A 17,464-nucleotide genomic window follows, 5' to 3' on the forward strand; every position below is an offset into this window, starting at 1 on the left:
ATCAGTCGGGGCGGGTCACGCCGGCGACGTGCAGCACACCGGCCAGCGCTCCGCCCAGCAGCGGCGCCACGAAGAACAGCCACAGCTGCGACATCGCCTGACCGCCGACCAGCAGCGCCGGACCGAAGGACCGCGCCGGGTTGACCGACACGCCGGTCACCGCGATGCCGACCAGATGGATCCCGGCCAGCGTCAGACCGATGGCGAGCCCGGCGAAACCGACCGGCGCCCGGCCATGGGTGGCCCCCAGGATCACCGTGACGAAGAGGAAAGTCGCGACCAGCTCGAACACGAAGGCCGCGGTCAGCCCGTAGCCGTCGCCATAGCCCGCGCCCCAGCCGTTCTGGCCCAGGCCATTGACGGCAATGTCGAATTCCGGCCGCCCGGTGGCGATCAGATAGACGACGGCGGCGGCCAGCGTGGCGCCGACGATCTGCGAAATCACGTAGAGGATGAACTCGGCCGCGCTCATGCGCCCGGCGATCAGCACGCCCAGCGACACCGCCGGGTTGAGATGCGCGCCCGAAATCGCCCCCAGCCCGTAGGCGGCGGCGACGATCGACAGGCCGAAGGCGATGGCGATCCCCAACAAGCCGATATGCGCCCCCATCAGCACGGCCGAGCCGACGCCGAAGAAGACGAGGATGAAAGTGCCGAGGATTTCGGCGACGGATTTCTTGACCATGTACTCTTTCCTGGGTGACATCACGGGAACGTGAAGCGCCGTGATCCGCGCATCTGGCGCGCGTTAACCACGCTTGTCAAAGGGAAAGAGTAAGGATTGTCCGCGCCTCGGCCGGGCCTACGCCGGTTCGCCCGCGGTTTCGAGGTCGCGGTTCAGGCGGCGGGTCGCGCGCAGGGTCCAGGCGAGCGGGATCTGCGGATCGGCGCTTTCGGTGACGATCCAGTGCATCCAGCGGGACGGTTTGGCCATGCTCGGGTTCCTTGCCTTGGGCGCACTGACGGCGCCTTGATCCGTCAAGATTGATCCCGAATTGGGGCCAAATCGCGGCAAGGAAGGGGATTTGTTTCGACCTAAAGGCGAATGGCCGAGATGAGGCGCCCGTAATCGGCCTCGGCCGCGTGGACCGAGCGGCGGTAGGAATAAAAGAGGTCGGGCTGCGAATAGGTGCAATGCCGGGTCCATTCGGCCTCGGCGATCCCCGCCGCCCTGAGCCGGTCCAGGCCAAAACCCGGCAGATCGAACAGATAGCGGTCGCCCGCGCCATTGGCGAAGAAGCGGGCGTAATCGGGGTCTTCGGCCTCGAACGCGTCCAGGAATTCCGGCCCGACCTCATAGGCGCGCTGGCTGATGCAGGGGCCGATCACCGCGCTGGTGTCGGCCCGGTCGCCGCCCAGAGCCTCCATCGCGTCGAGCGTGGCCTCCAGCACGCCCGCCAGCGCCCCCTTCCAGCCGGCGTGGACGGCGCCGATGATCCCGGCTTCAGGATCGTGCAGCAGGACCGGCATGCAATCGGCGGTCAGGATCGACAGCGCCAGCCCCGGCACCTGCGTGACCAGCGCATCGGCCTTGCCCTGCGGCCCGGCGGCGGTCACCGTCACCACCTCGGGCGAATGGATCTGGTGGACGCCGACCAGCGCCTCGGGCGGGACCTGCATGGCGCTGGCGACGCGGGCGCGGTTGATCGCCACCACATCGCTCTGATCCGAGGACCCGGCGCCGCAATTCAGCCCCTGAAAGATGCCCGACGAGGCCCCGCCGCGGCGGGTGAAGAACCCGTGCCGGGCAGGCGACAGCAGGTCGGAGGTCAGGATTTCCATCGTCATCACGGCGTCTCGACCAGGGCAGGGGCGGGGGTGAACCCGGGGGGCATCGGCGCACCGGCGGGAACCAGCGCCAGCGCCTTGAACAAGGTTCCCATTTCATCGCCATCGGTCAAGCGCCGAAGCGCGGCCAGATGGCGGTGTCGGGCCTCGCGGGTCATTCCCTGTGCCAGACGGGCGGCGCGCGCCTCGATCCCCAGCGACCGGAGAAGCGCGCCCTGCGGTGCAAGGCGGCTGGCGCGGAGCGGGCGCGCGGCCCAGGCCAGCGCTTCGAAATCGACATGCGCCGTCAGATCGGCGCGGCCGGGATGGGCGAAGGGATCGGCATAGGCGTGATCCTCCATCGCCTGAAAGGTGTCGCCCCGCGAATGCCAGTCGCCGTAGTCGACGATGACCGCGGCACCGCCCAGTGCCGCGATGCGCTGCGCCACCGCCCCGATGGCGGGACCGGCGGCCGGGCAGATCTCGACCACGTCGCCGTCCTTGGTATCGGCCAGACGCGGCGCCAGTTCGGCCAGCGGCGCGGGCGGGCTGAGGCCCGGGGTCAGGCGCTCGCCCTCCAGCCCCACCACGACCTCGCGCCAGCCACTCCCCGACCGCTGGAACTGGCGGATCGGCAGGGCGTCGAAGAATTCATTGGCGACGAACCACAGGGGCGCCTCGGGCAGCGCGTCGAAGCGGTCGAGCCACTCGACCGGCGCCCCGGCCAGCCTGTCCGCCTGCGCCTGACGCAGCACCGGCGAGGCCTCGATCAGCCGGATCTGCACCCGATCATGGAACCCCGGCACGCCCTTGGTCGCGCGCCAGATATCGGCCATCAGCGTGCCGCGCCCCGGCCCTGCCTCGGCCAGCACGGCCTGCGGCGCGCCCTGATCCAGCCAGCTCTGCGCCAGACACAGGCCGATGAGTTCGCCGAACATCTGGCTGATCTCCGGCGCGGTGGTGAAATCGCCCGCCGCGCCCAGGGGGTCGCGGGTGGCGTAATAGCCGTGCTGCGGGTTCAGCAGGCATTCGGCCATGTACTCGGCCAGCGTGATCGGCCCCGTCGCGGCGATCCGTCGCGCCAGAATGCCGGCCAGTTCCGTCATGCGCGCCGCCGGGACCACAGGATCAGGGCCAGCCCGATGGCGACCATCGGCAGGCTCAGCGTCTGACCCATGGTCAGGCCGAAATCGCCCAGCCGGATGACATAGCCCGCCGGATCCTCGGCCAGGAACTGGTCGTCGGGCATGCGCCAGACCTCGACCAGGATGCGCGACAGGCCATAGATCGTCAGGAACAGGCCGGTCACCAGCCACGGCCGTTTCAGCGCGCCGAAGCGGGTGACGATCAGCCACATGACCAGCCCCAACAGCAGCCCTTCCAGCCCCGCCTCGTAGAGCTGGGTCGGGTGGCGGGCGCAGAGCACCATCCAGTCGGGCGGACAGACGCTGCCGGTGCCGGGGAACATCACGCCCCAGGGCAGGGTGGTCGGATGGCCCCACAGCTCGGCATTGATGAAATTCGAGATCCGGCCCAGACCCAGACCCACCGGGATCACCATGGCCATGGAATCGCCGATGGCCGAGGGGGGAATGCCGTGGCGGCGGGCGTAGAGGAAACCCGCCAGCGTGGCCCCCGCAAGCCCCCCATGGAAGGACATCCCGCCCTCCCAGACCTGCAGGATCTGCGCCGGGTGGCTCAGGTAATACTCCGGCTGATAGACCAGCACGAAGCCCAGCCGCCCGCCCAGGATGACGCCGAGGATGATCCAGGTCAGCAGCGATTCGACCTGCGGCGCGGTCATCGGCGCCCGGTCATCGGGCCACAGCGCCGGTCGGCGCATCGCCGCGACGATCAGCCGCCAGCCGATCAGGAAGCCGGCGATATAGGCCAGCGCGTACCAGCGCAGCGAGAATTGGAAGCTCCCCAGGTCCAGCGTGAAGATCTCGGGGCGCAGGAAGGCCGGGAATTCGATGACGAAGGGCATGATTTCTCGCGCTGGTTTCCCCTCGGGTTTCCCGTGGCGGCCGGGGGATGTCAACCTTGCGCGGCGGCAGCCCCGGGGCCATATAGGGCCAAGGCAAGCACAGGAGCGCAGCATGCAGCCCGGCAACAAGATCTTCGACGACCTGTCGAAACTGATGACCAACGCCATGGGCGTGGCGCAGGGCGCCCGTGCCGAGGCCGAGACGGCGATGAAAAGCCTTATGGATCGCTGGCTTGCCGACCGCGACTTCGTCTCGCGCGAGGAATTCGACGCGGTCCGCGCCATGGCCCAGAAGGCCCGCGAGGAAAACGAAGCGCTGAAAGCCCGGATCGAGGCGCTGGAAGCCAAGACCAGCCTCTGAGCCCGCTTCACAGCTTTGTCATGTCAGCCTAACCTGCCGCCCTGAATCGGGGGGACGGGCATGATTTCATGGCTGGGCGCGCAGATGCGCCGGATCGGGTGGACCTGCGTCTGGTCCTGGCGCGGCTGGATCGCGGCCTGGGCCACCGAGCCCGCGCTGCGGCAATGGTCGCTGGCCAATCTGCTGTCGGCGGCGGCGGCCTTCTGGCTGCCGCTCACGCCCGCCGAACGCGGCCTGATCCTGGCGCTGGGGATCCTGCTGCTGGCGGCGGAACTGATGAACACGGCGATCGAATCCGTGGTGAACCTCGTCTCGCCCGAGGCGCATCCGCTGGCGGCCAAGGCCAAGGATTGCGGCAGCGCCTGCGTCGCGCTGGCGGCGCTGGCGGCGGGGATCGCCTGGGCGGTGGTGCTCTGGGGCCTCTGGACCGGCTGAGGTCAGCCGCCGATCAGCCCCCTGAGCGTGGTCGCCACCGCGCTGCGCAACCCGTCGATCAGCGCCACATAGGCCGAGAGCGGACCCGCCAGCGCCGGCACCGCGTTGCCGATCATCGGCGCCAGCATGTAGAGAACGATCAACGCCAGCGCCACCAGCATGACCAGCGACAGGCCACGGCGGAAACCGCGCTGGTCCTCGTCGTCATCGGCAGCGCCATCGTCCTCGTCGCGCCGTTCGTTCCCGGGCTCGAGCGTCGAGCTCAATTCCTCGATATCCGGCAGCAGCTTGCGGCGGCGGACGGGTTCCTCGGGCGTGCCCTCCTCGGGCGTGGCCTCGGCGGAGGGCGGCGGCGCGGGATCGTCCTCGCCATAGACGCGCGACGGGGCGGCTTTCGAGCGGGTCGGCCGGGTCAGGCCCAGATCGCCCTGCGTCTCGATCCCGGTCTGCGTCTTCTTGCGCTCGGACATCTCGCGCTCGGCTTCCTCGCGCAGCACGTCCAGCACCGTCTTGTCGATGCGCGCGGCGCCCCGGTCGGCCGGACGGCCCGCCGGACCCTCGGTCCCCGGACGCTCGCCCCCCTGCCGCTCGCCCCCGGGCAGGTCGTCGTCGAAATCGTCGTCCTCGTCCTCATCCTCCAGTTCGGCGGCGCGCATCTGCAACGCCACCTCCATCGGATACTGATACCAGGTATGCCCGCAGGCCGAGCATTGGACATCGCGGCCGCCTTTGGGAATGACCTTGTCATCCACCTCGTACTGCGCGCTGCAGTTCGGACAGGTCAGTCGCATCGGCTCTCCTTGAGACGAAATTCGCCACCGGCCCGCCTCGGCCATTGGCTATGGTCCTTGGACGTTGTAGCAATCCCCAAGTCAACTTCCAAGGGCAGAGCCCGGGTTTCGGCCAGATTGAAAGGGGTTATGGGGTGATCCGACTGGCAAACGTAGCGCATGATTACGGCGGACGCGCGCTTCTCACCGGGATCGACCTGCATATCGCTCCGGGCGCCTTCCATTTCCTGACCGGCCCCTCGGGCGCCGGGAAATCGACGCTGCTGAAACTGTGCTACGGTGAATTGCGCCCGGTTCAGGGCGAGATCGAGCTGTTCGGCCAATCCCTGAGGGGCATGAGCCGCGACGGGCTGGCCGACATGCGGCGGCGGGTCGGGGTGATCCATCAGGATTGCCAGTTCCTCGACCATCTGACCCTGGCCGAGAATGTCGCGCTGCCCTTCGTCGCCACCGGCCGCCCGGTGCCGCAGACCGATCTGCGCGAACTCCTGGCCTGGGTGGGCCTTGCCGGACAGGCCGAGAGCCTGCCGCCGACCCTGTCGGGCGGCGAGCGGCAGCGCGCGGCGCTGGCCCGGGCCGTCATCATGTCGCCCGAGGTGGTGCTGGCGGACGAGCCCACCGGCAATGTCGATCCCGAGATGTCGCAGCGCCTGCTGTCCCTGCTGGTCGAACTCAACCGGATGGGCACCGCGGTGATGATCGCCACCCACGATCTGGCGCTCATTCGCAACGCCAAGGCGCAGGTCTCGGCCCGGGTGCTGCGCATCCAGGACCGCACGCTGCAATCGGCGGGGGCGGACCTGTGAGCCTGCTGCGCAAGAACCCGCTGCGGGCGCTGGGCGGCGCGCGCCAGGCGCCGGGCTTCGGTGATGCGGGGCGGGTGGTGCCTGCTTCGGGGATCACCTCGCTTCTGACCGGCATCACCTCGGCGGTGATGGCTTTCCTCGCGGTCTTTGCCCTGGCGCTGTCGCTCAGTTCCGGGCAGCTGGCGCAGCGCTGGTCCGCCACGCTGTCGCAAAGCGCCACGCTCAGGATTTCCGCCCCGCCCAGCGAAATCGGCGCCCAGACCGCCGCGGTGCTGGAGATCCTGCGCACCACGCCGGGCATCACCTCGACCCGGGTGCTGGATCAGGACGAACAGCGCGCGCTGCTGGAACCCTGGTTCGGCCCCGACCTGCCGATCGAGAGCCTTGCCCTGCCGCGCCTGATCGAGATCATCGAATCCGCCGGGGGTTTCGACGCCGTGGGCCTGCGCCTGAGGCTCGCGTCCGAGGCGCCGGGCGCGGTGCTGGACGACCACACCCGCTGGCGGCGCCCGCTGGTGCAGGCGGCGGCCTCGCTGCGCGCGCTGGCCTGGTTCTCGGTGGCGCTGATCGGGGTGATGATGGCGGCGATGATTACCCTGGCGGCAGGCTCGTCGCTGGCGGCCAATGCGCCGGTGATCCGGGTGCTGCGGCAGGTGGGCGCGCGCGACGCTTTCATCGCCCGCGCCTTCACCAACCGCTTCGCGCTGCGCGCGCTGATCGGCGCGGCGCTGGGCACCGGGCTCGGGATGCTGGCCTTCGCCATCCTGCCGGTGGCGGGCGAATCCGGGTTCCTCACTGGGCTTGGCTTCCACGGCGCGGGCTGGCTGACGCCCTTGGCGATCCCGGTGCTGGCGGCGCTGATCGCCTGGGCCGCAACCCGCACCGCCGCCATGCGGGTGCTTCGGAGGGAAAGCTGATGCGCTACGCCGTGCAATGGCTAAGGTCGCTGATCTTCACGACGCAAGCCTATCTGATGATGGTGCCGATGGCGCTGGCCTTCCTGCCCTGGGCGCTGGTCGACCGGCGCGGCGCCTGGGCGGCGGTCCATGTCTGGACCGGCTGGGTCCGCTGGACGGCGTCCTGGATGATCGGCCTGAAGTCCGAGGTCCGGGGCCCGGTGCCGCAGGGCGAGGTGATGATCGCCGCCAAGCACCAGAGCTTTTTCGACATCATCCTGCTGTGCAATGTGCTGCCGCGTCCCAAGTTCATCATGAAGAAGCAGCTGCTCTGGACCCCGATCGTGGGCTGGTACGCGCTGAGGATCGGCTGCGTGCCGGTGGATCGCGGCCGTCGCGGCGCGGCGATCAAGGCGATGGTCGAGCAGGTAAGCGCGGGCACCCGCGAGCCCGGTCAGCTGATTATCTTCCCGCAGGGCACCCGGGTGGCGCCGGGGGTCGAGGCTGAATACAAGGTCGGCGTCGCCGTCCTCTATCAGGAACTCGGCGCGCCGGTGATCCCGGTGGCCTGCAATGTCGGCGTCTTCTGGCCGCGGCAGGCGATCTACCGCAAGCCCGGCCTCGCCGTGGTGGAATTCCTGTCCGAAATCCCGGCGGGCAAGCCGATGCGCGAGTTTCTGGGCGAGGTGCGCGAGGTGGTCGAGACCCGCTCGGACATGCTGATGGCGGAAGCGGGCTTTGCCCTGCCGCCGCCCGGGGCCGCCGATGGCCACTGACCGCGAGACCGCCGCCTTCATCGCCGAGGTGATGGAGGACGCAGGCGCCGTCTCGACCCGGGCGATGTTCGGGGAATACGCGCTCTATCTCGACGGCAAGGTGATCGCGCTGATCTGCGACGACACGCTGTTCCTGAAAGCCACGCCCGGCGCGCTGGCGCTGGTGGCCGAGCCCGAGTTCGGCCCGCCCTATCCCGGCGCCAGACCGCATCTGATCGGCAGCGCGCTGCTTGACGAGCCCGAGGCGCTGGTCCCGCTCGCCCGGGCGATCTGGGACGATCTGCCCGCGCCCAAGCCGAAGAAGCCGCGCGGCGCCCGGAAAACGGGTTGACCTTCCCCCTGCGGGAAGGCCCAAAAACCCGCCCGAAAGGGAGGTCCGCATGAACAAGGTGACAGGTTTCGCGCTTCTGGCGGTGGCGGCGGCGCTGGGCGCGGCCGGATGGGTCGCGCTGCGCCCCGACCCGCGCCCCGCTTCGCCGCCCTCCGCCGCGGGCGGCGCCATGGTCGCCGTGACCTTGCCCGCATCGCTGTCCGCTGAGGCCGAGACCGGCGCGCGGATCTTCGGCCAGGTCTGCGCCGCCTGCCACGGCCAGAACGCGGCGGGCGTCGAGCGCAGCGGCCCGCCGCTGGTGCACCGGATCTATGAACCCTCGCACCACGGGGACGAAGCCTTCCAGCTCGCCGTGGCGCGCGGCGTCTCGGCCCATCACTGGCGCTTCGGGACCATGCCGCCGGTCGCGGGGCTGACCCGGGGCGAGGTGGCGATGGTCGTGGCCTATGTCCGCGCCTTGCAGGAAGCGAACGGCATCCGCTAGAACCGGGGCATCGCAGGCAGTCAGGGGAGTAGGCGCATGAGTTGGATCACCAGTATCGACGCGCTGGAAGAAATGTTCGCCGCCCCGCCCGAAGCGGCGATCGTCAAGGTCACCCGCCGCCTGACGCCGGCCTATCAGCGCTGGATCGAGACCTCGCGCTTCTGCCTGCTGTCCTCGGTCGGGCCCGAGGGCACGGATGGGACGCCCCGCGGCGATGACGGGCCGGTGGTGCAGGTCATGGATCCCGGCACGCTGCTGATGCCTGACTGGCGCGGCAACAACCGCATCGACACGCTCAGGAACATCGTCCGCGACGGGCGGGTGTCGCTGGCCTTCTTCGTGCCGGGCTCGAACACGGTGATCCGGGTCAACGGCACGGCGCGGCTGTCGACCGATCCCGCGCTCTGCGGCCGGTTCGAACAGGCCGGGCGCAACCCGCGGCTGGTGATCGTCGTCGCGATTGCCGAGGTCTATGCCCAATGCGCGCGGGCGCTGATCCGCGCCGGACTCTGGTCGCGCGACGACAGCGGCCAGCTGCCGACGGTCGGCACGATGCTGAGCGAGATCACCGAGGGCGCCTTCAACGGCGCCGATTACGACAGGGAATGGCCCGCCCGCGCCGCCGCCAGCATGTGGTGATGGCGCACCCGGCCGAGGCGCCAGAGCCCGAGGCCGGTGATCGCCAGCGCCGCGCCGCTGACCAGCGTGCGGATCAGGTTGAAGCTCTGCCAGCGCGGCGAGTAATCGGCCCAGATGGCGGCGGCCTGCGGCAGTTCGACCGGGACCTCCAGCGCGGCCAGCGCCTCGTTCATCGGCACGTTGACGGTGGCGGTGAGGATCAGCCCGCCGACCAGGTAGACCACGCCCGCCACCCCGAAAAGCCAGGCCGCGCGCCGGTCGAGCGCCCAGGCGGCGCCCGCGGTGAGCAGGAGCACGAAGGGCGTGCCGAAGAAGACCGGCGCAAAGGCCGCGTTCCTGACCGAGGCGTTCATCGCCTGCATGGCCGGGATGGCGAGCCGCGGGTCGAGCGTGTCGAGCCCCCACATGGTCGAGACCACCCAGGCATAGAAGAAGCCGAAGATCGCCCCGGTCATGAGGAGCGAGACGAAGGCAAGCGGCAGGGCGGAGCGGGCGGGAAGGGACATCGGCGGTCTCGCGGCTGGGTCAGGTCTGGGTAGTACGGCGGGGCGCGGGGCTTCCGTCGCGCGAAAGGGAGGGGTTTCGCCCTTGGCCGCGACGCCTCCGGCGCCGAGCCCTCGGGCGACCAGGCGGGGGGCATTCTGCCCCCCGCGCCCCCCTGAGGATATTTGCAGAACGAAGATGACAGGGGTGCGTCGGGGGGGCGTCGGTGGGGGGGCGGCCGGAGAAAGATCAGGGCGCGCGCTTGCGGCGGATCCGGTCGACGGGGGTGCCGTCCGAAAGCGGCACGGCGGGCAGGCGCTCGTAATCCTCGAAGCCCATCTTGGCGTAATAGGCAAGTCCCGGGACATTGTCGGCGCGGATCGTGGCGTTCAGCATCGGCAGCCCCAGGGCCCGGGCTTTCGCCCGCGTGGCGTCGAAGAGGAGGGTGCCGGCGCCCCGCACCGGCGGGTCGCGGCGGGTGAAGCTGGCGATATCGCCCCAGCCCTCGGGCAGGGCGGGATTGGCGTTGAGCACCTGAAAGCCGACCGGCGTCTCGCCCTCCAGCACCACGTGGCAGCAGAGCACCCCGGGCCCGTCGAGGTGAGAGGCGCGCAGCCGTTCGGGCGTGAAGGGCGTCTCGTAGGCGGTGGTGCCGCCCGCGGCGATGATGTCGTTGAGGATCGCCGTGAGCGGGCCTTCGTCGCCGGACTGGTAGGGGCGGACCGAGAGGGTCACGCCAGTTTCAGCGCGGCGATGCCGGCGACGATCAGCAGGACGCCCGCGATCTTCAGGGCATTCACCGCCTCGCCGAACCAGATCACGCCCAGGATCGCCACGCCCAGCGCGCCGATCCCGGTCCAGACCGCATAGCCGGTGCCCGCGGGCAGGTCGCGCAAAGCCTGGGCCAGCAGGAAGAACGAGGCGATGGCGCCGATCGCGGTGAGCGCCGTGGGCCAGGGGCGGGTGAAGCCGTCCGAGGCCTTGAGCGCCAGCGCCCAGACGATCTCCAGCAGCCCCGCGATGACCAGAAGACCCCAGGGCCCGAGGAGCGCGCTCACGCCGCCAGCCCCTTCTTGCCCATGTCGAGGAATTTCTTGCGCCGCCCGGCGACCAGCTTGTCGGCCGATTTGCCATCGAGCTTGGCCAGCGCCGCCTCCAGTGCCTTGCCCACCGCCTCGATGGCGGTCTTGCGGTCGCGCTGGGCGCCGCCGCGGGGTTCGGCGATGATCTGGTCGATGACCCCCAGCTTCAGCAATTCCTGTGCGGTGAGGCGCATGGCCTCGGCCGCCTCGCGCATCTTCTCGGCATCCTTCCACAGGATCGAGGCGCAGCCCTCGGGCGTGATGACCGAATAGACCGAATGTTCGAGCATCAGCACCTTGTCGGCCGTGGCCAGCGCCACCGCCCCGCCCGAGCCGCCTTCGCCGACGATGACCGAGATGACCGGCACGCCCACTTGCAGGCATTTCTCGGTCGAGCGGGCGATGGCCTCGGCCTGGCCGCGTTCCTCGGCGCCCTTGCCGGGATAGGCGCCGGGCGTGTCGACGATGGTGATGACCGGCAGGCGGAAGCGATGCGCGAGGTCCATGAGGCGGATCGCCTTGCGGTAGCCCTCGGGGCGGGCCATGCCGAAATTGCGCTCGATGCGCGATTTGGTGTCCGAGCCCTTTTCCTGCCCGATCACCACCACCGGCCGGTCGCCCAGCCGGGCGAGGCCGCCCATGATGGCGTGGTCATCGGCGAAGTTCCGGTCGCCGGCCAGCGGCGTGAACTCGGTGAACAGCGCGTCGATGTAATCCTTGCAATGCGGCCGGTCCTGGTGCCGCGCGACCTGGCATTTGCGCCAGGGCGTCAGGTTCTTGTAGAGGTCGGTCAGCAGCTGGTCGGCCTTCTTGTCCAGCGCTTCGGCTTCCTTCTCGACATCCATCTCGGGATTGCTGCGCGCCATGGCCCGCAGCTCGGCAGCCTTGCCTTCGATCTCGGCGAGCGGTTTCTCGAATTCCAGGTAATTCATCGGGCAACCCCCTTGGGACGCGCTCTATATGCAACTCCTCCCCGGGCGTTGCAACCGGGCAACGGGACGGGTCGCGCTTGCAGCGGGCGGCGCAAAGACTATTTTAAGGCTTCGCCTCTACCCCGGAGTCACGATGATCCGCTACAGCCTGAAATGCGATCAGGGTCACACGTTCGAGAGCTGGTTCGCCTCGGCGGCGGCTTATGACGCTCTGGCCAAGGCGGGGCATGTCGGCTGCGTGCACTGCGGCTCGACCCGGGTGGAGAAGGCCTTGATGGCGCCCTCGGTCGCGCAGGCCGATGCCGAGGTACGGCCGCTGGCCACGCCGACCAGCGAGCTGGAGCAGAAGCTCGCCGCGCTGCGCAGGCAGGTCGAGGAATCCTCCGATTACGTCGGCCGCGATTTCGCGCGTGAGGCGCGGGCGATGCATGCGGGCGAAAGCCCCGAGCGGCCGATCTGGGGCGAGGCGCGGATCGACGAGGCGAAGGCGCTGATCGAGGACGGCGTGCCGGTGGCGCCGCTGCCCTTCATGGGCAAGGCCCGCGCCAATTGACCGGCCCTGCACGGCGCTGATCGGCGGGCCGTCGCGCAGCCAAGGGCCCTTCCGACCACCCGGCGGGATTCCGCCCGGCGCCTTTCTGCCGGGAACCGAAATCGGGCGGCGATTGTTTACCCTTGGTCAACAAACCAGCGCGATGATGACCCATTGCCGCCACATTCCCGGGGCCTGATCGGGCAGACCCTTCCAGAGACAGGTGCCGCCATGACCCGCATGCTGACCCGCACGACCTCGACCCGGCAGGCTTTTCCCCGCCGTTCGGTTCCGCGCCGCTCCGGCGCCATCGACTGGGTGATCCCGGCGGTGGCGCTGGTGGGCCTCGGGCTTGCGGCGATGGCGGCGATGGGCGCGGGCGGCGGGCAGGCGGCGCCGGACGGCCTGGGCCTGGTGCAAGCGGCGATCGTGCCGGTCAGCGGCCCGGCCGAACCCGGCTCGCCCCATGTCGCGCAACGGCTCGACACCGCCAGCGGCGCCATCGACCGCTGCGACGCCGTCACCGGCCGCTGCCGGGCACTGCCGGTGGAAGACACCGCCTACCGCATGAGCGACGGCAGCGAATGGGTGGCGCGCACCGCTTATGACGACCGCGGCCAGGTCGAATATACCCTCTGGTACGACGCGCGGGGCCAGCTGGTGGGCGCGCCGCTGGGCCTGTAATCCGGCCTGAAGCCGCGTCAGCCTGCCACCCTTGCACCAGACGCAACCCGCAAGTAAGAGAGGCGCGCCGCACGAGGGGTGGGGCGCGCGTTCTCTGGGGGTGTCGATGCCGATCCTGGTGATGAAATTCGGCGGTACGTCGGTGGCCGATCTTGAGCGGATCGCCAATGTCGCCGAAAAGGTCCGGCGCGAGGTCGAGCGGGGCTACCATGTCATCGTCATCGTCTCGGCCATGGCCGGAAAGACCAATGAACTGGTCAAATGGGTCAACGAGACCTCGGCTTTCTACGATGCGCGCGAATACGATGCGGTCGTGTCCTCGGGCGAGAATGTCACCGCCGGGCTGATGGCGCTGCGCCTGCAGGAAGTCGGCGTTCCCGCCCGCTCGTGGCAGGGCTGGCAGGTGCCGATCAACACCACCTCGCAGCATGGCTCGGCGCGTTTCGTGTCGATCCCGCGCGCTAATATCGACGCGAAATTCGCCGAAGGCATGAAAGTGGCCGTGGTCGCGGGCTTCCAGGGCGTCAGCCCCGAGGGCCGGATCACCACGCTGGGCCGGGGCGGCTCGGACACCACGGCCGTGGCCTTCGCCGCCGCCTTCGACGCGGAACGCTGCGACATCTACACCGATGTCGACGGCATCTATACCACCGACCCGCGCATCACCTCGAAGGCGCGCAAGCTGGAAAAGATCAGCTACGAGGAAATGCTGGAACTGGCGTCGCTGGGCGCCAAGGTCCTGCAAACCCGCTCGGTCGAGCTGGCCATGCGCTACAAGGTGCGCCTGCGCGTGCTGTCTTCGTTCGACGAAACCGATGAAACGTCCGGCACCCTGGTCTGTGACGAGGAGGAAATCATGGAATCGAAAGTCGTCTCCGGCGTCGCCCATTCGCGCGACGAGGCCAAGATCACCCTCTTCACCATCGAGGACCGCCCCGGCATCGCCGCCGCGATCTTCGGCCCCTTGGCCGAGGCGGGCGTGAACGTGGACATGATCGTCCAGAACATCAGCGAGAAGGACTACGACGAGGCCCATGCCGGCGCCGTCACCGACATGACCTTCTCCTGCCCGGTCGATCAGGTCGCCCGCGCCAAGAAGGCGATGGAAGAGGCCAAGGCGGCCGGCAAGATCAACTACGACGAGCTGATCATCGACACCGATGTGTCGAAGGTCTCGGTCGTGGGGATCGGCATGCGCAGCCATGCGGGCGTCGCCGCGAAAATGTTCAAGGCGCTCTCGGGCGAGAACATCAACATCAAGGTCATCTCGACCTCCGAAATCAAGATTTCGGTGCTGATCGACCGCAAATACATGGAACTGGCCGTCCAGACCCTGCACGACGCTTTCGCGCTGGATTCGGCGGTTTGATCGGCTGCGGGCGCGCCGCCGGGGCGCCCGCCTGCAATTTTGGCACGAAAAATACTCAATGCGGTGGCAGGCTTCGCTGCCGCAAAGGCATTTCCTATCCGCTGTGAGTTGATCTAAGGTTGGCTCGCCACCCCGACATTGAACAGGACAGCCCCTCTGATGCAGGACCGTAGCGAAAGCGAAAGCCGCCGCCTGCTGCGCCGATTGCGCGACACCCTGGCCGAGCCGGTCCGGGGGCAGGAGAGGCTGGACAGCATCGTCGGGCTGATCTCGGAGTCGATGGGCACCGATGTGTGCTCGATCTACCTGTTCCGCGACCGCGAGACGCTGGAACTCTGCGCCACGCGCGGCCTCAACCCGGAATCGGTGCACCGGACGCGGATGCGGCTGGGCGAGGGGCTGGTCGGCCGCGTGGCCCGCACCGCCACCGCCGTGAACACCGCCGACGCGCCGAACGAGCGCGGTTTCCGCTACATGCCCGAGACGGGGGAAGAGATCTTCTCCAGCTTCCTCGGCGTGCCGATCCAGCGGCTGGGCGAGAAACTGGGCGTGCTGGTCGTGCAGTCGAAAGAGGCCCGCGCCTATTCCGACGACGAGATCTATGCGCTGGACGTGACCGCCATGGTCCTGGCCGAGATGACGGAACTTGGCGCCTTCACCAGCGAGGACACGGTGATCGCCCGGCCGCACAAGCATCCGGTGATGATCCGCGCGGGCTCGGGGCAGGAGGGGACGGCCGAGGGGCAGGTCTGGCTGCACGAACCGCGGGTGGTGGTGACCAATCTGGTGAACGACGACCCGGTTGCCGAGGTCGAGCGTCTGCGCCAGGGGGTGGAACGGCTGCGGGTCTCGGTCAATGACCTGATGGAAACCGCGGCGACCAGCGACAAGGAGCACCGCGAGGTGCTGGAAGCCTATCGCATGTTCGCCAATTCGCGCGGCTGGCTGCGCAGGATGGAGCAATCCATCGAAAGTGGCCTCTCCGCCGAGGCGGCGGTGGAAAAAGAACAATCCGAGGCCCGCGCCCGCCTGCAGCAGGTGCCCGACCCCTATCTGCGCGAGCGGCTGCACGATCTGGACGACCTGTCCAACCGCCTGCTGCGCATCCTGACCGGGCAGGGCCGCGACACCGGCGCCACGCTGCCGGACCGCCCGATCCTGGTGGCGCGCAACATCGGCCCGGGCGAATTGCTGGAATACGGCCGCATGCTCAAGGGCGTGGTGCTGGAAGAGGGCTCGGTCGGCTCGCATGCCGCGGTCGTCGCCCGGGCGCTGGCCATCCCGCTGGTCGTCCATGCCGAAAGCGTCACCACCGAGGCGCTGAACGGCGACGCGATCATCGTCGACGGCGACGAGGGCGTGGTGCATCTGCGCCCCGACGACAGCGTCGCCGCGGCCTACCGCGACAAGATCATCATGCAGACCGCCGCGGCCGAGCGGTATGCCGCCCTGCGCGACCTGCCGGCGGTGGCGCGCTGCGGCAGCCATGTGCGGCTGATGATGAATGCGGGGATCATGGCCGACCTGCCCTCGCTGAACGGCTCGGGGGCCGAGGGGGTGGGGCTTTTCCGCACCGAACTCCAGTTCCTGCTCAGGAATTCCATGCCGCGCCGCTCGGACCTTGCCGCGCTCTATGCCCGGGTTCTGAAAGCCGCCGAGGGGCGCCGCGTCGCCTTCCGCACGCTGGATATCGGCTCGGACAAGGTGATGCCCTACATGAACCGGCCCGAGGAGCCGAACCCCGCGATGGGCTGGCGGGCGGTCCGGGTGGGCCTGGACAAGAAGGGCGTGATGCGGATGCAGTTGCAGGCGCTGATCCGCGCCTCGAACGGTCGCCCGCTGACCGTGATGTTCCCGCTGGTGGCGGAAATGTCGGAATTCGCCGAGGCGCGCGACCTCCTGATGCGCGAGATCGAGCGCGAGCGGCATCTGGGCCATCCGCTGCCCGCCACGGTCGAGGTCGGCGCCATGCTGGAAACCCCGAGCCTCGCCTTCGCGCCGGATGCTTTCTTCAAGCTGGCCGATTTCGTCTCGATCGGCGGCAATGACCTCAAGCAGTTCTTCTACGCCGCCGACCGCGAGAACGAGCTGGTGCGGCGTCGCTATGACACGCTGTCCCTGAGCTTCATCACCTTCATCCAGAAGATCGTGAAGCGCTGCGAGGACAACGATTGCGCGCTCAGCTTCTGTGGCGAGGACGCCGGTCGCCCGGTCGAGGCGCTGGCCTTCCTCGGCGCCGGGATCCGCTCGCTGTCGATGCGGCCCGCGGCCATCGGCCCGGTCAAGGACCTGATCCGCCGCGCCGATCTGACCGAGGTCGCGGCGCTGATCGACGAGGCCAAGGACCGTGGCGAGGAACGCCTGCGGCCGCTGCTGCTCAATTACATCCGCGGCCTGCCCGCCGTCTGAGGTTCAGCCGTGGTGGCGGACCATGCCCTCCAGCCCCTCACGGTCAGTGCGGGCGGCGTTGGCGGGATGGGCCGGGTCCTCGTGGCCGAAGGCGATGCCGACCATCAGTTGATCGCCCTTTTCCAGCCCCAGCTCCTCGCGCAGGATATCGGGATAGAGCGACAGCGCGCCCTGGGCCACGCTGCCCAGCCCCTGCGCGGTCAGCGCCAGCAGGAAGGTCTGAACGAAGCCGCCCAGATCCGCCGCCTCGCGGATGCCGAAGCCCGCGGGCAGGAAGACGAAGGCGGCATGCGGCGCGCCGAAGGCGTCGAGGTTGCGCAGGAAGGCCGCCGTCCGCCCCGGCATGTCATCCCGCGCGATCCCCATCGCGCCATAGAGGGCCCGGGCCGAACCCACCTGCCGGTCGCGGAAGATGCCGCGATAGGCGGTGTCCATCGGCACGTCGGGATGCGCCTTGCCGCTTTGGGCATGGGCGATCATCGCCTGCCCCAGCGACCGGAGCCTCGCGCCCGAGACCAGCTCGATCCGCCAGGGCTGCACGTTGCAATTGGACGGCGCCCAGAGCGCGGTCTGCAGCGCCGCCTCGATCACCCCGGGATCGACCGGATCGGGCAGGTAGCCGCGGACCGAGCGGCGGGTGCGGACCAGGCGGTCGAAATCGTCGGGCGTCATGGCAGGCCTCCCTTGGCGTGTCGGCCCC

General features: G+C 69.2%; 23 protein-coding genes. 12 read left to right on the forward strand and 11 right to left on the reverse strand.

Annotation, left to right across the window (positions count from 1 at the left end):
* Position 1 precedes the first annotated feature (1 nt).
* The 5 genes from DDE23_RS23600 to lgt form a co-directional block, all read right to left on the reverse strand.
* Positions 2 to 685 carry an MIP family channel protein gene (locus tag DDE23_RS23600; RefSeq protein ID WP_107755000.1) on the reverse strand — a complete coding sequence of 228 codons (684 nt, stop codon included), beginning with the start codon at positions 683 to 685 and terminating at the stop codon, positions 2 to 4.
* A gap of 117 nt (positions 686 to 802) precedes the next feature.
* Entirely contained in the window at positions 803 to 934 is a 132-nt protein-coding gene (locus DDE23_RS25785) for a hypothetical protein (RefSeq protein WP_272947896.1), read from the reverse strand.
* Between the two features lie 101 nt (positions 935 to 1,035).
* On the reverse strand, positions 1,036 to 1,788 hold the full coding sequence (gene pgeF / locus DDE23_RS23605) for a peptidoglycan editing factor PgeF (protein WP_107754999.1): 753 nt from the start codon (positions 1,786 to 1,788) through the stop codon (positions 1,036 to 1,038).
* A complete protein-coding gene (locus tag DDE23_RS23610; protein WP_107755041.1) occupies positions 1,788 to 2,873 on the reverse strand; it encodes a class I SAM-dependent methyltransferase in 1,086 nt (361 codons plus the stop codon). The genes pgeF and DDE23_RS23610 overlap by 1 nt, the downstream gene beginning before the upstream one ends.
* Positions 2,870 to 3,754 (reverse strand): prolipoprotein diacylglyceryl transferase, encoded by an 885-nt coding sequence (lgt, locus tag DDE23_RS23615; protein ID WP_107754998.1) that lies wholly within the window; start codon positions 3,752 to 3,754, stop codon positions 2,870 to 2,872. Before lgt ends, DDE23_RS23610 begins: the two co-directional genes overlap by 4 nt.
* Positions 3,755 to 3,866: 112 nt before the next feature.
* Here lgt and DDE23_RS23620 point away from each other — a divergent pair, with 112 nt between their 5' ends.
* Positions 3,867 to 4,115: an accessory factor UbiK family protein gene (locus tag DDE23_RS23620; protein ID WP_107754997.1), complete on the forward strand. Its 249-nt coding sequence runs from the start codon at positions 3,867 to 3,869 to the stop codon at positions 4,113 to 4,115.
* Between the two features lie 60 nt (positions 4,116 to 4,175).
* Positions 4,176 to 4,550 (forward strand): diacylglycerol kinase, encoded by a 375-nt coding sequence (locus DDE23_RS23625; RefSeq protein WP_107754996.1) that lies wholly within the window; start codon positions 4,176 to 4,178, stop codon positions 4,548 to 4,550.
* A gap of 2 nt (positions 4,551 to 4,552) precedes the next feature.
* Here the strand turns inward: DDE23_RS23625 and DDE23_RS23630 are convergent, their stop codons facing one another.
* The gene (locus tag DDE23_RS23630) at positions 4,553 to 5,341 is read right to left on the reverse strand and encodes a zinc-ribbon domain-containing protein (RefSeq protein WP_170121904.1); all 789 of its coding nucleotides are present in this window, start codon (positions 5,339 to 5,341) and stop codon (positions 4,553 to 4,555) included.
* Positions 5,342 to 5,475: 134 nt separating this feature from the next.
* Here DDE23_RS23630 and DDE23_RS23635 point away from each other — a divergent pair, with 134 nt between their 5' ends.
* Genes DDE23_RS23635 through DDE23_RS23660 form a run of 6 tightly spaced genes read left to right on the forward strand, consistent with a single transcriptional unit; the run spans position 5,476 to position 9,273 of the window.
* Positions 5,476 to 6,147 (forward strand): cell division ATP-binding protein FtsE, encoded by a 672-nt coding sequence (locus DDE23_RS23635; protein WP_107754994.1) that lies wholly within the window; start codon positions 5,476 to 5,478, stop codon positions 6,145 to 6,147.
* Between the two features lie 5 nt (positions 6,148 to 6,152).
* Entirely contained in the window at positions 6,153 to 7,064 is a 912-nt protein-coding gene (locus DDE23_RS23640; protein WP_238150098.1) for a cell division protein FtsX, read from the forward strand.
* Positions 7,064 to 7,819: a lysophospholipid acyltransferase family protein gene (locus tag DDE23_RS23645; protein ID WP_107754993.1), complete on the forward strand. Its 756-nt coding sequence runs from the start codon at positions 7,064 to 7,066 to the stop codon at positions 7,817 to 7,819. The genes DDE23_RS23640 and DDE23_RS23645 overlap by 1 nt, the downstream gene beginning before the upstream one ends.
* A complete protein-coding gene (locus tag DDE23_RS23650; protein WP_107754992.1) occupies positions 7,809 to 8,150 on the forward strand; it encodes a TfoX/Sxy family protein in 342 nt (113 codons plus the stop codon). The genes DDE23_RS23645 and DDE23_RS23650 overlap by 11 nt, the downstream gene beginning before the upstream one ends.
* A 49-nt stretch (positions 8,151 to 8,199) precedes the next feature.
* Positions 8,200 to 8,634, forward strand: coding sequence for a c-type cytochrome (locus tag DDE23_RS23655; protein WP_107754991.1), 435 nt, complete (start codon positions 8,200 to 8,202; stop codon positions 8,632 to 8,634).
* A gap of 36 nt (positions 8,635 to 8,670) precedes the next feature.
* Positions 8,671 to 9,273: a pyridoxamine 5'-phosphate oxidase family protein gene (locus DDE23_RS23660; protein ID WP_107754990.1), complete on the forward strand. Its 603-nt coding sequence runs from the start codon at positions 8,671 to 8,673 to the stop codon at positions 9,271 to 9,273.
* Here DDE23_RS23660 and DDE23_RS23665 read toward each other — a convergent pair.
* From DDE23_RS23665 to DDE23_RS23680, 4 genes are all read right to left on the reverse strand, one after another.
* Positions 9,228 to 9,779, reverse strand: a complete 552-nt coding sequence (locus tag DDE23_RS23665) for an anthrone oxygenase family protein (RefSeq protein ID WP_107754989.1) — start codon at positions 9,777 to 9,779, stop codon at positions 9,228 to 9,230. The two genes, DDE23_RS23660 and DDE23_RS23665, sit on opposite strands and share 46 nt — an antisense overlap.
* Before the next feature lie 226 nt (positions 9,780 to 10,005).
* Entirely contained in the window at positions 10,006 to 10,491 is a 486-nt protein-coding gene (locus DDE23_RS23670) for a GNAT family N-acetyltransferase (RefSeq protein ID WP_107754988.1), read from the reverse strand.
* Positions 10,488 to 10,814, reverse strand: coding sequence for a DMT family transporter (locus DDE23_RS23675; protein WP_107754987.1), 327 nt, complete (start codon positions 10,812 to 10,814; stop codon positions 10,488 to 10,490). The genes DDE23_RS23670 and DDE23_RS23675 overlap by 4 nt, the downstream gene beginning before the upstream one ends.
* Positions 10,811 to 11,770: an acetyl-CoA carboxylase carboxyltransferase subunit alpha gene (locus tag DDE23_RS23680; RefSeq protein ID WP_107754986.1), complete on the reverse strand. Its 960-nt coding sequence runs from the start codon at positions 11,768 to 11,770 to the stop codon at positions 10,811 to 10,813. The genes DDE23_RS23675 and DDE23_RS23680 overlap by 4 nt, the downstream gene beginning before the upstream one ends.
* A gap of 133 nt (positions 11,771 to 11,903) precedes the next feature.
* Between DDE23_RS23680 and DDE23_RS23685 the strand changes: the two genes are divergently transcribed.
* From DDE23_RS23685 to ptsP, 4 genes are all read left to right on the forward strand, one after another.
* Positions 11,904 to 12,323, forward strand: coding sequence for a DUF1178 family protein (locus tag DDE23_RS23685; protein WP_107754985.1), 420 nt, complete (start codon positions 11,904 to 11,906; stop codon positions 12,321 to 12,323).
* Positions 12,324 to 12,533: 210 nt separating this feature from the next.
* Positions 12,534 to 12,986, forward strand: a complete 453-nt coding sequence (locus DDE23_RS23690; RefSeq protein ID WP_107754984.1) for a hypothetical protein — start codon at positions 12,534 to 12,536, stop codon at positions 12,984 to 12,986.
* A gap of 106 nt (positions 12,987 to 13,092) precedes the next feature.
* On the forward strand, positions 13,093 to 14,355 hold the full coding sequence (locus DDE23_RS23695; protein ID WP_107754983.1) for an aspartate kinase: 1,263 nt from the start codon (positions 13,093 to 13,095) through the stop codon (positions 14,353 to 14,355).
* Positions 14,356 to 14,514: 159 nt separating this feature from the next.
* Positions 14,515 to 16,764: a phosphoenolpyruvate--protein phosphotransferase gene (gene ptsP / locus DDE23_RS23700; protein ID WP_107754982.1), complete on the forward strand. Its 2,250-nt coding sequence runs from the start codon at positions 14,515 to 14,517 to the stop codon at positions 16,762 to 16,764.
* A 3-nt stretch (positions 16,765 to 16,767) separates the two neighbouring features.
* Here the strand turns inward: ptsP and DDE23_RS23705 are convergent, their stop codons facing one another.
* Positions 16,768 to 17,436 (reverse strand): nitroreductase, encoded by a 669-nt coding sequence (locus DDE23_RS23705; RefSeq protein WP_107754981.1) that lies wholly within the window; start codon positions 17,434 to 17,436, stop codon positions 16,768 to 16,770.
* Positions 17,437 to 17,464: the final 28 nt, after the last annotated feature.

The sequence above is a fragment of the Pararhodobacter aggregans genome, from assembly GCF_003075525.1.
Lineage (GTDB): Bacteria > Pseudomonadota > Alphaproteobacteria > Rhodobacterales > Rhodobacteraceae > Pararhodobacter > Pararhodobacter aggregans.

Excerpts from the sequence above, each read along its gene's own strand:
- DDE23_RS23625 (WP_107754996.1), top strand. The coding sequence starts at position 4,176 with ATGATTTCATGGCTGGGCGCGCAGATGCGCCGGATCGGGTGGACCTGC.
- DDE23_RS23645 (WP_107754993.1), top strand. The coding sequence starts at position 7,064 with ATGCGCTACGCCGTGCAATGGCTAAGGTCGCTGATCTTCACGACGCAA.
- DDE23_RS23685 (WP_107754985.1), top strand. The coding sequence starts at position 11,904 with ATGATCCGCTACAGCCTGAAATGCGATCAGGGTCACACGTTCGAGAGC.
- DDE23_RS23630 (WP_170121904.1), bottom strand. The coding sequence starts at position 5,341 with ATGCGACTGACCTGTCCGAACTGCAGCGCGCAGTACGAGGTGGATGAC.
- ptsP (WP_107754982.1), top strand. The coding sequence starts at position 14,515 with ATGCAGGACCGTAGCGAAAGCGAAAGCCGCCGCCTGCTGCGCCGATTG.
- DDE23_RS23695 (WP_107754983.1), top strand. The coding sequence starts at position 13,093 with ATGCCGATCCTGGTGATGAAATTCGGCGGTACGTCGGTGGCCGATCTT.
- DDE23_RS23620 (WP_107754997.1), top strand. The coding sequence starts at position 3,867 with ATGCAGCCCGGCAACAAGATCTTCGACGACCTGTCGAAACTGATGACC.
- DDE23_RS23690 (WP_107754984.1), top strand. The coding sequence starts at position 12,534 with ATGACCCGCATGCTGACCCGCACGACCTCGACCCGGCAGGCTTTTCCC.
- DDE23_RS23680 (WP_107754986.1), bottom strand. The coding sequence starts at position 11,770 with ATGAATTACCTGGAATTCGAGAAACCGCTCGCCGAGATCGAAGGCAAG.
- pgeF (WP_107754999.1), bottom strand. The coding sequence starts at position 1,788 with ATGACGATGGAAATCCTGACCTCCGACCTGCTGTCGCCTGCCCGGCAC.
- lgt (WP_107754998.1), bottom strand. The coding sequence starts at position 3,754 with ATGCCCTTCGTCATCGAATTCCCGGCCTTCCTGCGCCCCGAGATCTTC.
- DDE23_RS23660 (WP_107754990.1), top strand. The coding sequence starts at position 8,671 with ATGAGTTGGATCACCAGTATCGACGCGCTGGAAGAAATGTTCGCCGCC.
- DDE23_RS23650 (WP_107754992.1), top strand. The coding sequence starts at position 7,809 with ATGGCCACTGACCGCGAGACCGCCGCCTTCATCGCCGAGGTGATGGAG.
- DDE23_RS23655 (WP_107754991.1), top strand. The coding sequence starts at position 8,200 with ATGAACAAGGTGACAGGTTTCGCGCTTCTGGCGGTGGCGGCGGCGCTG.
- DDE23_RS23600 (WP_107755000.1), bottom strand. The coding sequence starts at position 685 with ATGGTCAAGAAATCCGTCGCCGAAATCCTCGGCACTTTCATCCTCGTC.
- DDE23_RS23610 (WP_107755041.1), bottom strand. The coding sequence starts at position 2,873 with ATGACGGAACTGGCCGGCATTCTGGCGCGACGGATCGCCGCGACGGGG.
- DDE23_RS23705 (WP_107754981.1), bottom strand. The coding sequence starts at position 17,436 with ATGACGCCCGACGATTTCGACCGCCTGGTCCGCACCCGCCGCTCGGTC.
- DDE23_RS25785 (WP_272947896.1), bottom strand. The coding sequence starts at position 934 with ATGGCCAAACCGTCCCGCTGGATGCACTGGATCGTCACCGAAAGCGCC.
- DDE23_RS23665 (WP_107754989.1), bottom strand. The coding sequence starts at position 9,779 with ATGTCCCTTCCCGCCCGCTCCGCCCTGCCGCTTGCCTTCGTCTCGCTC.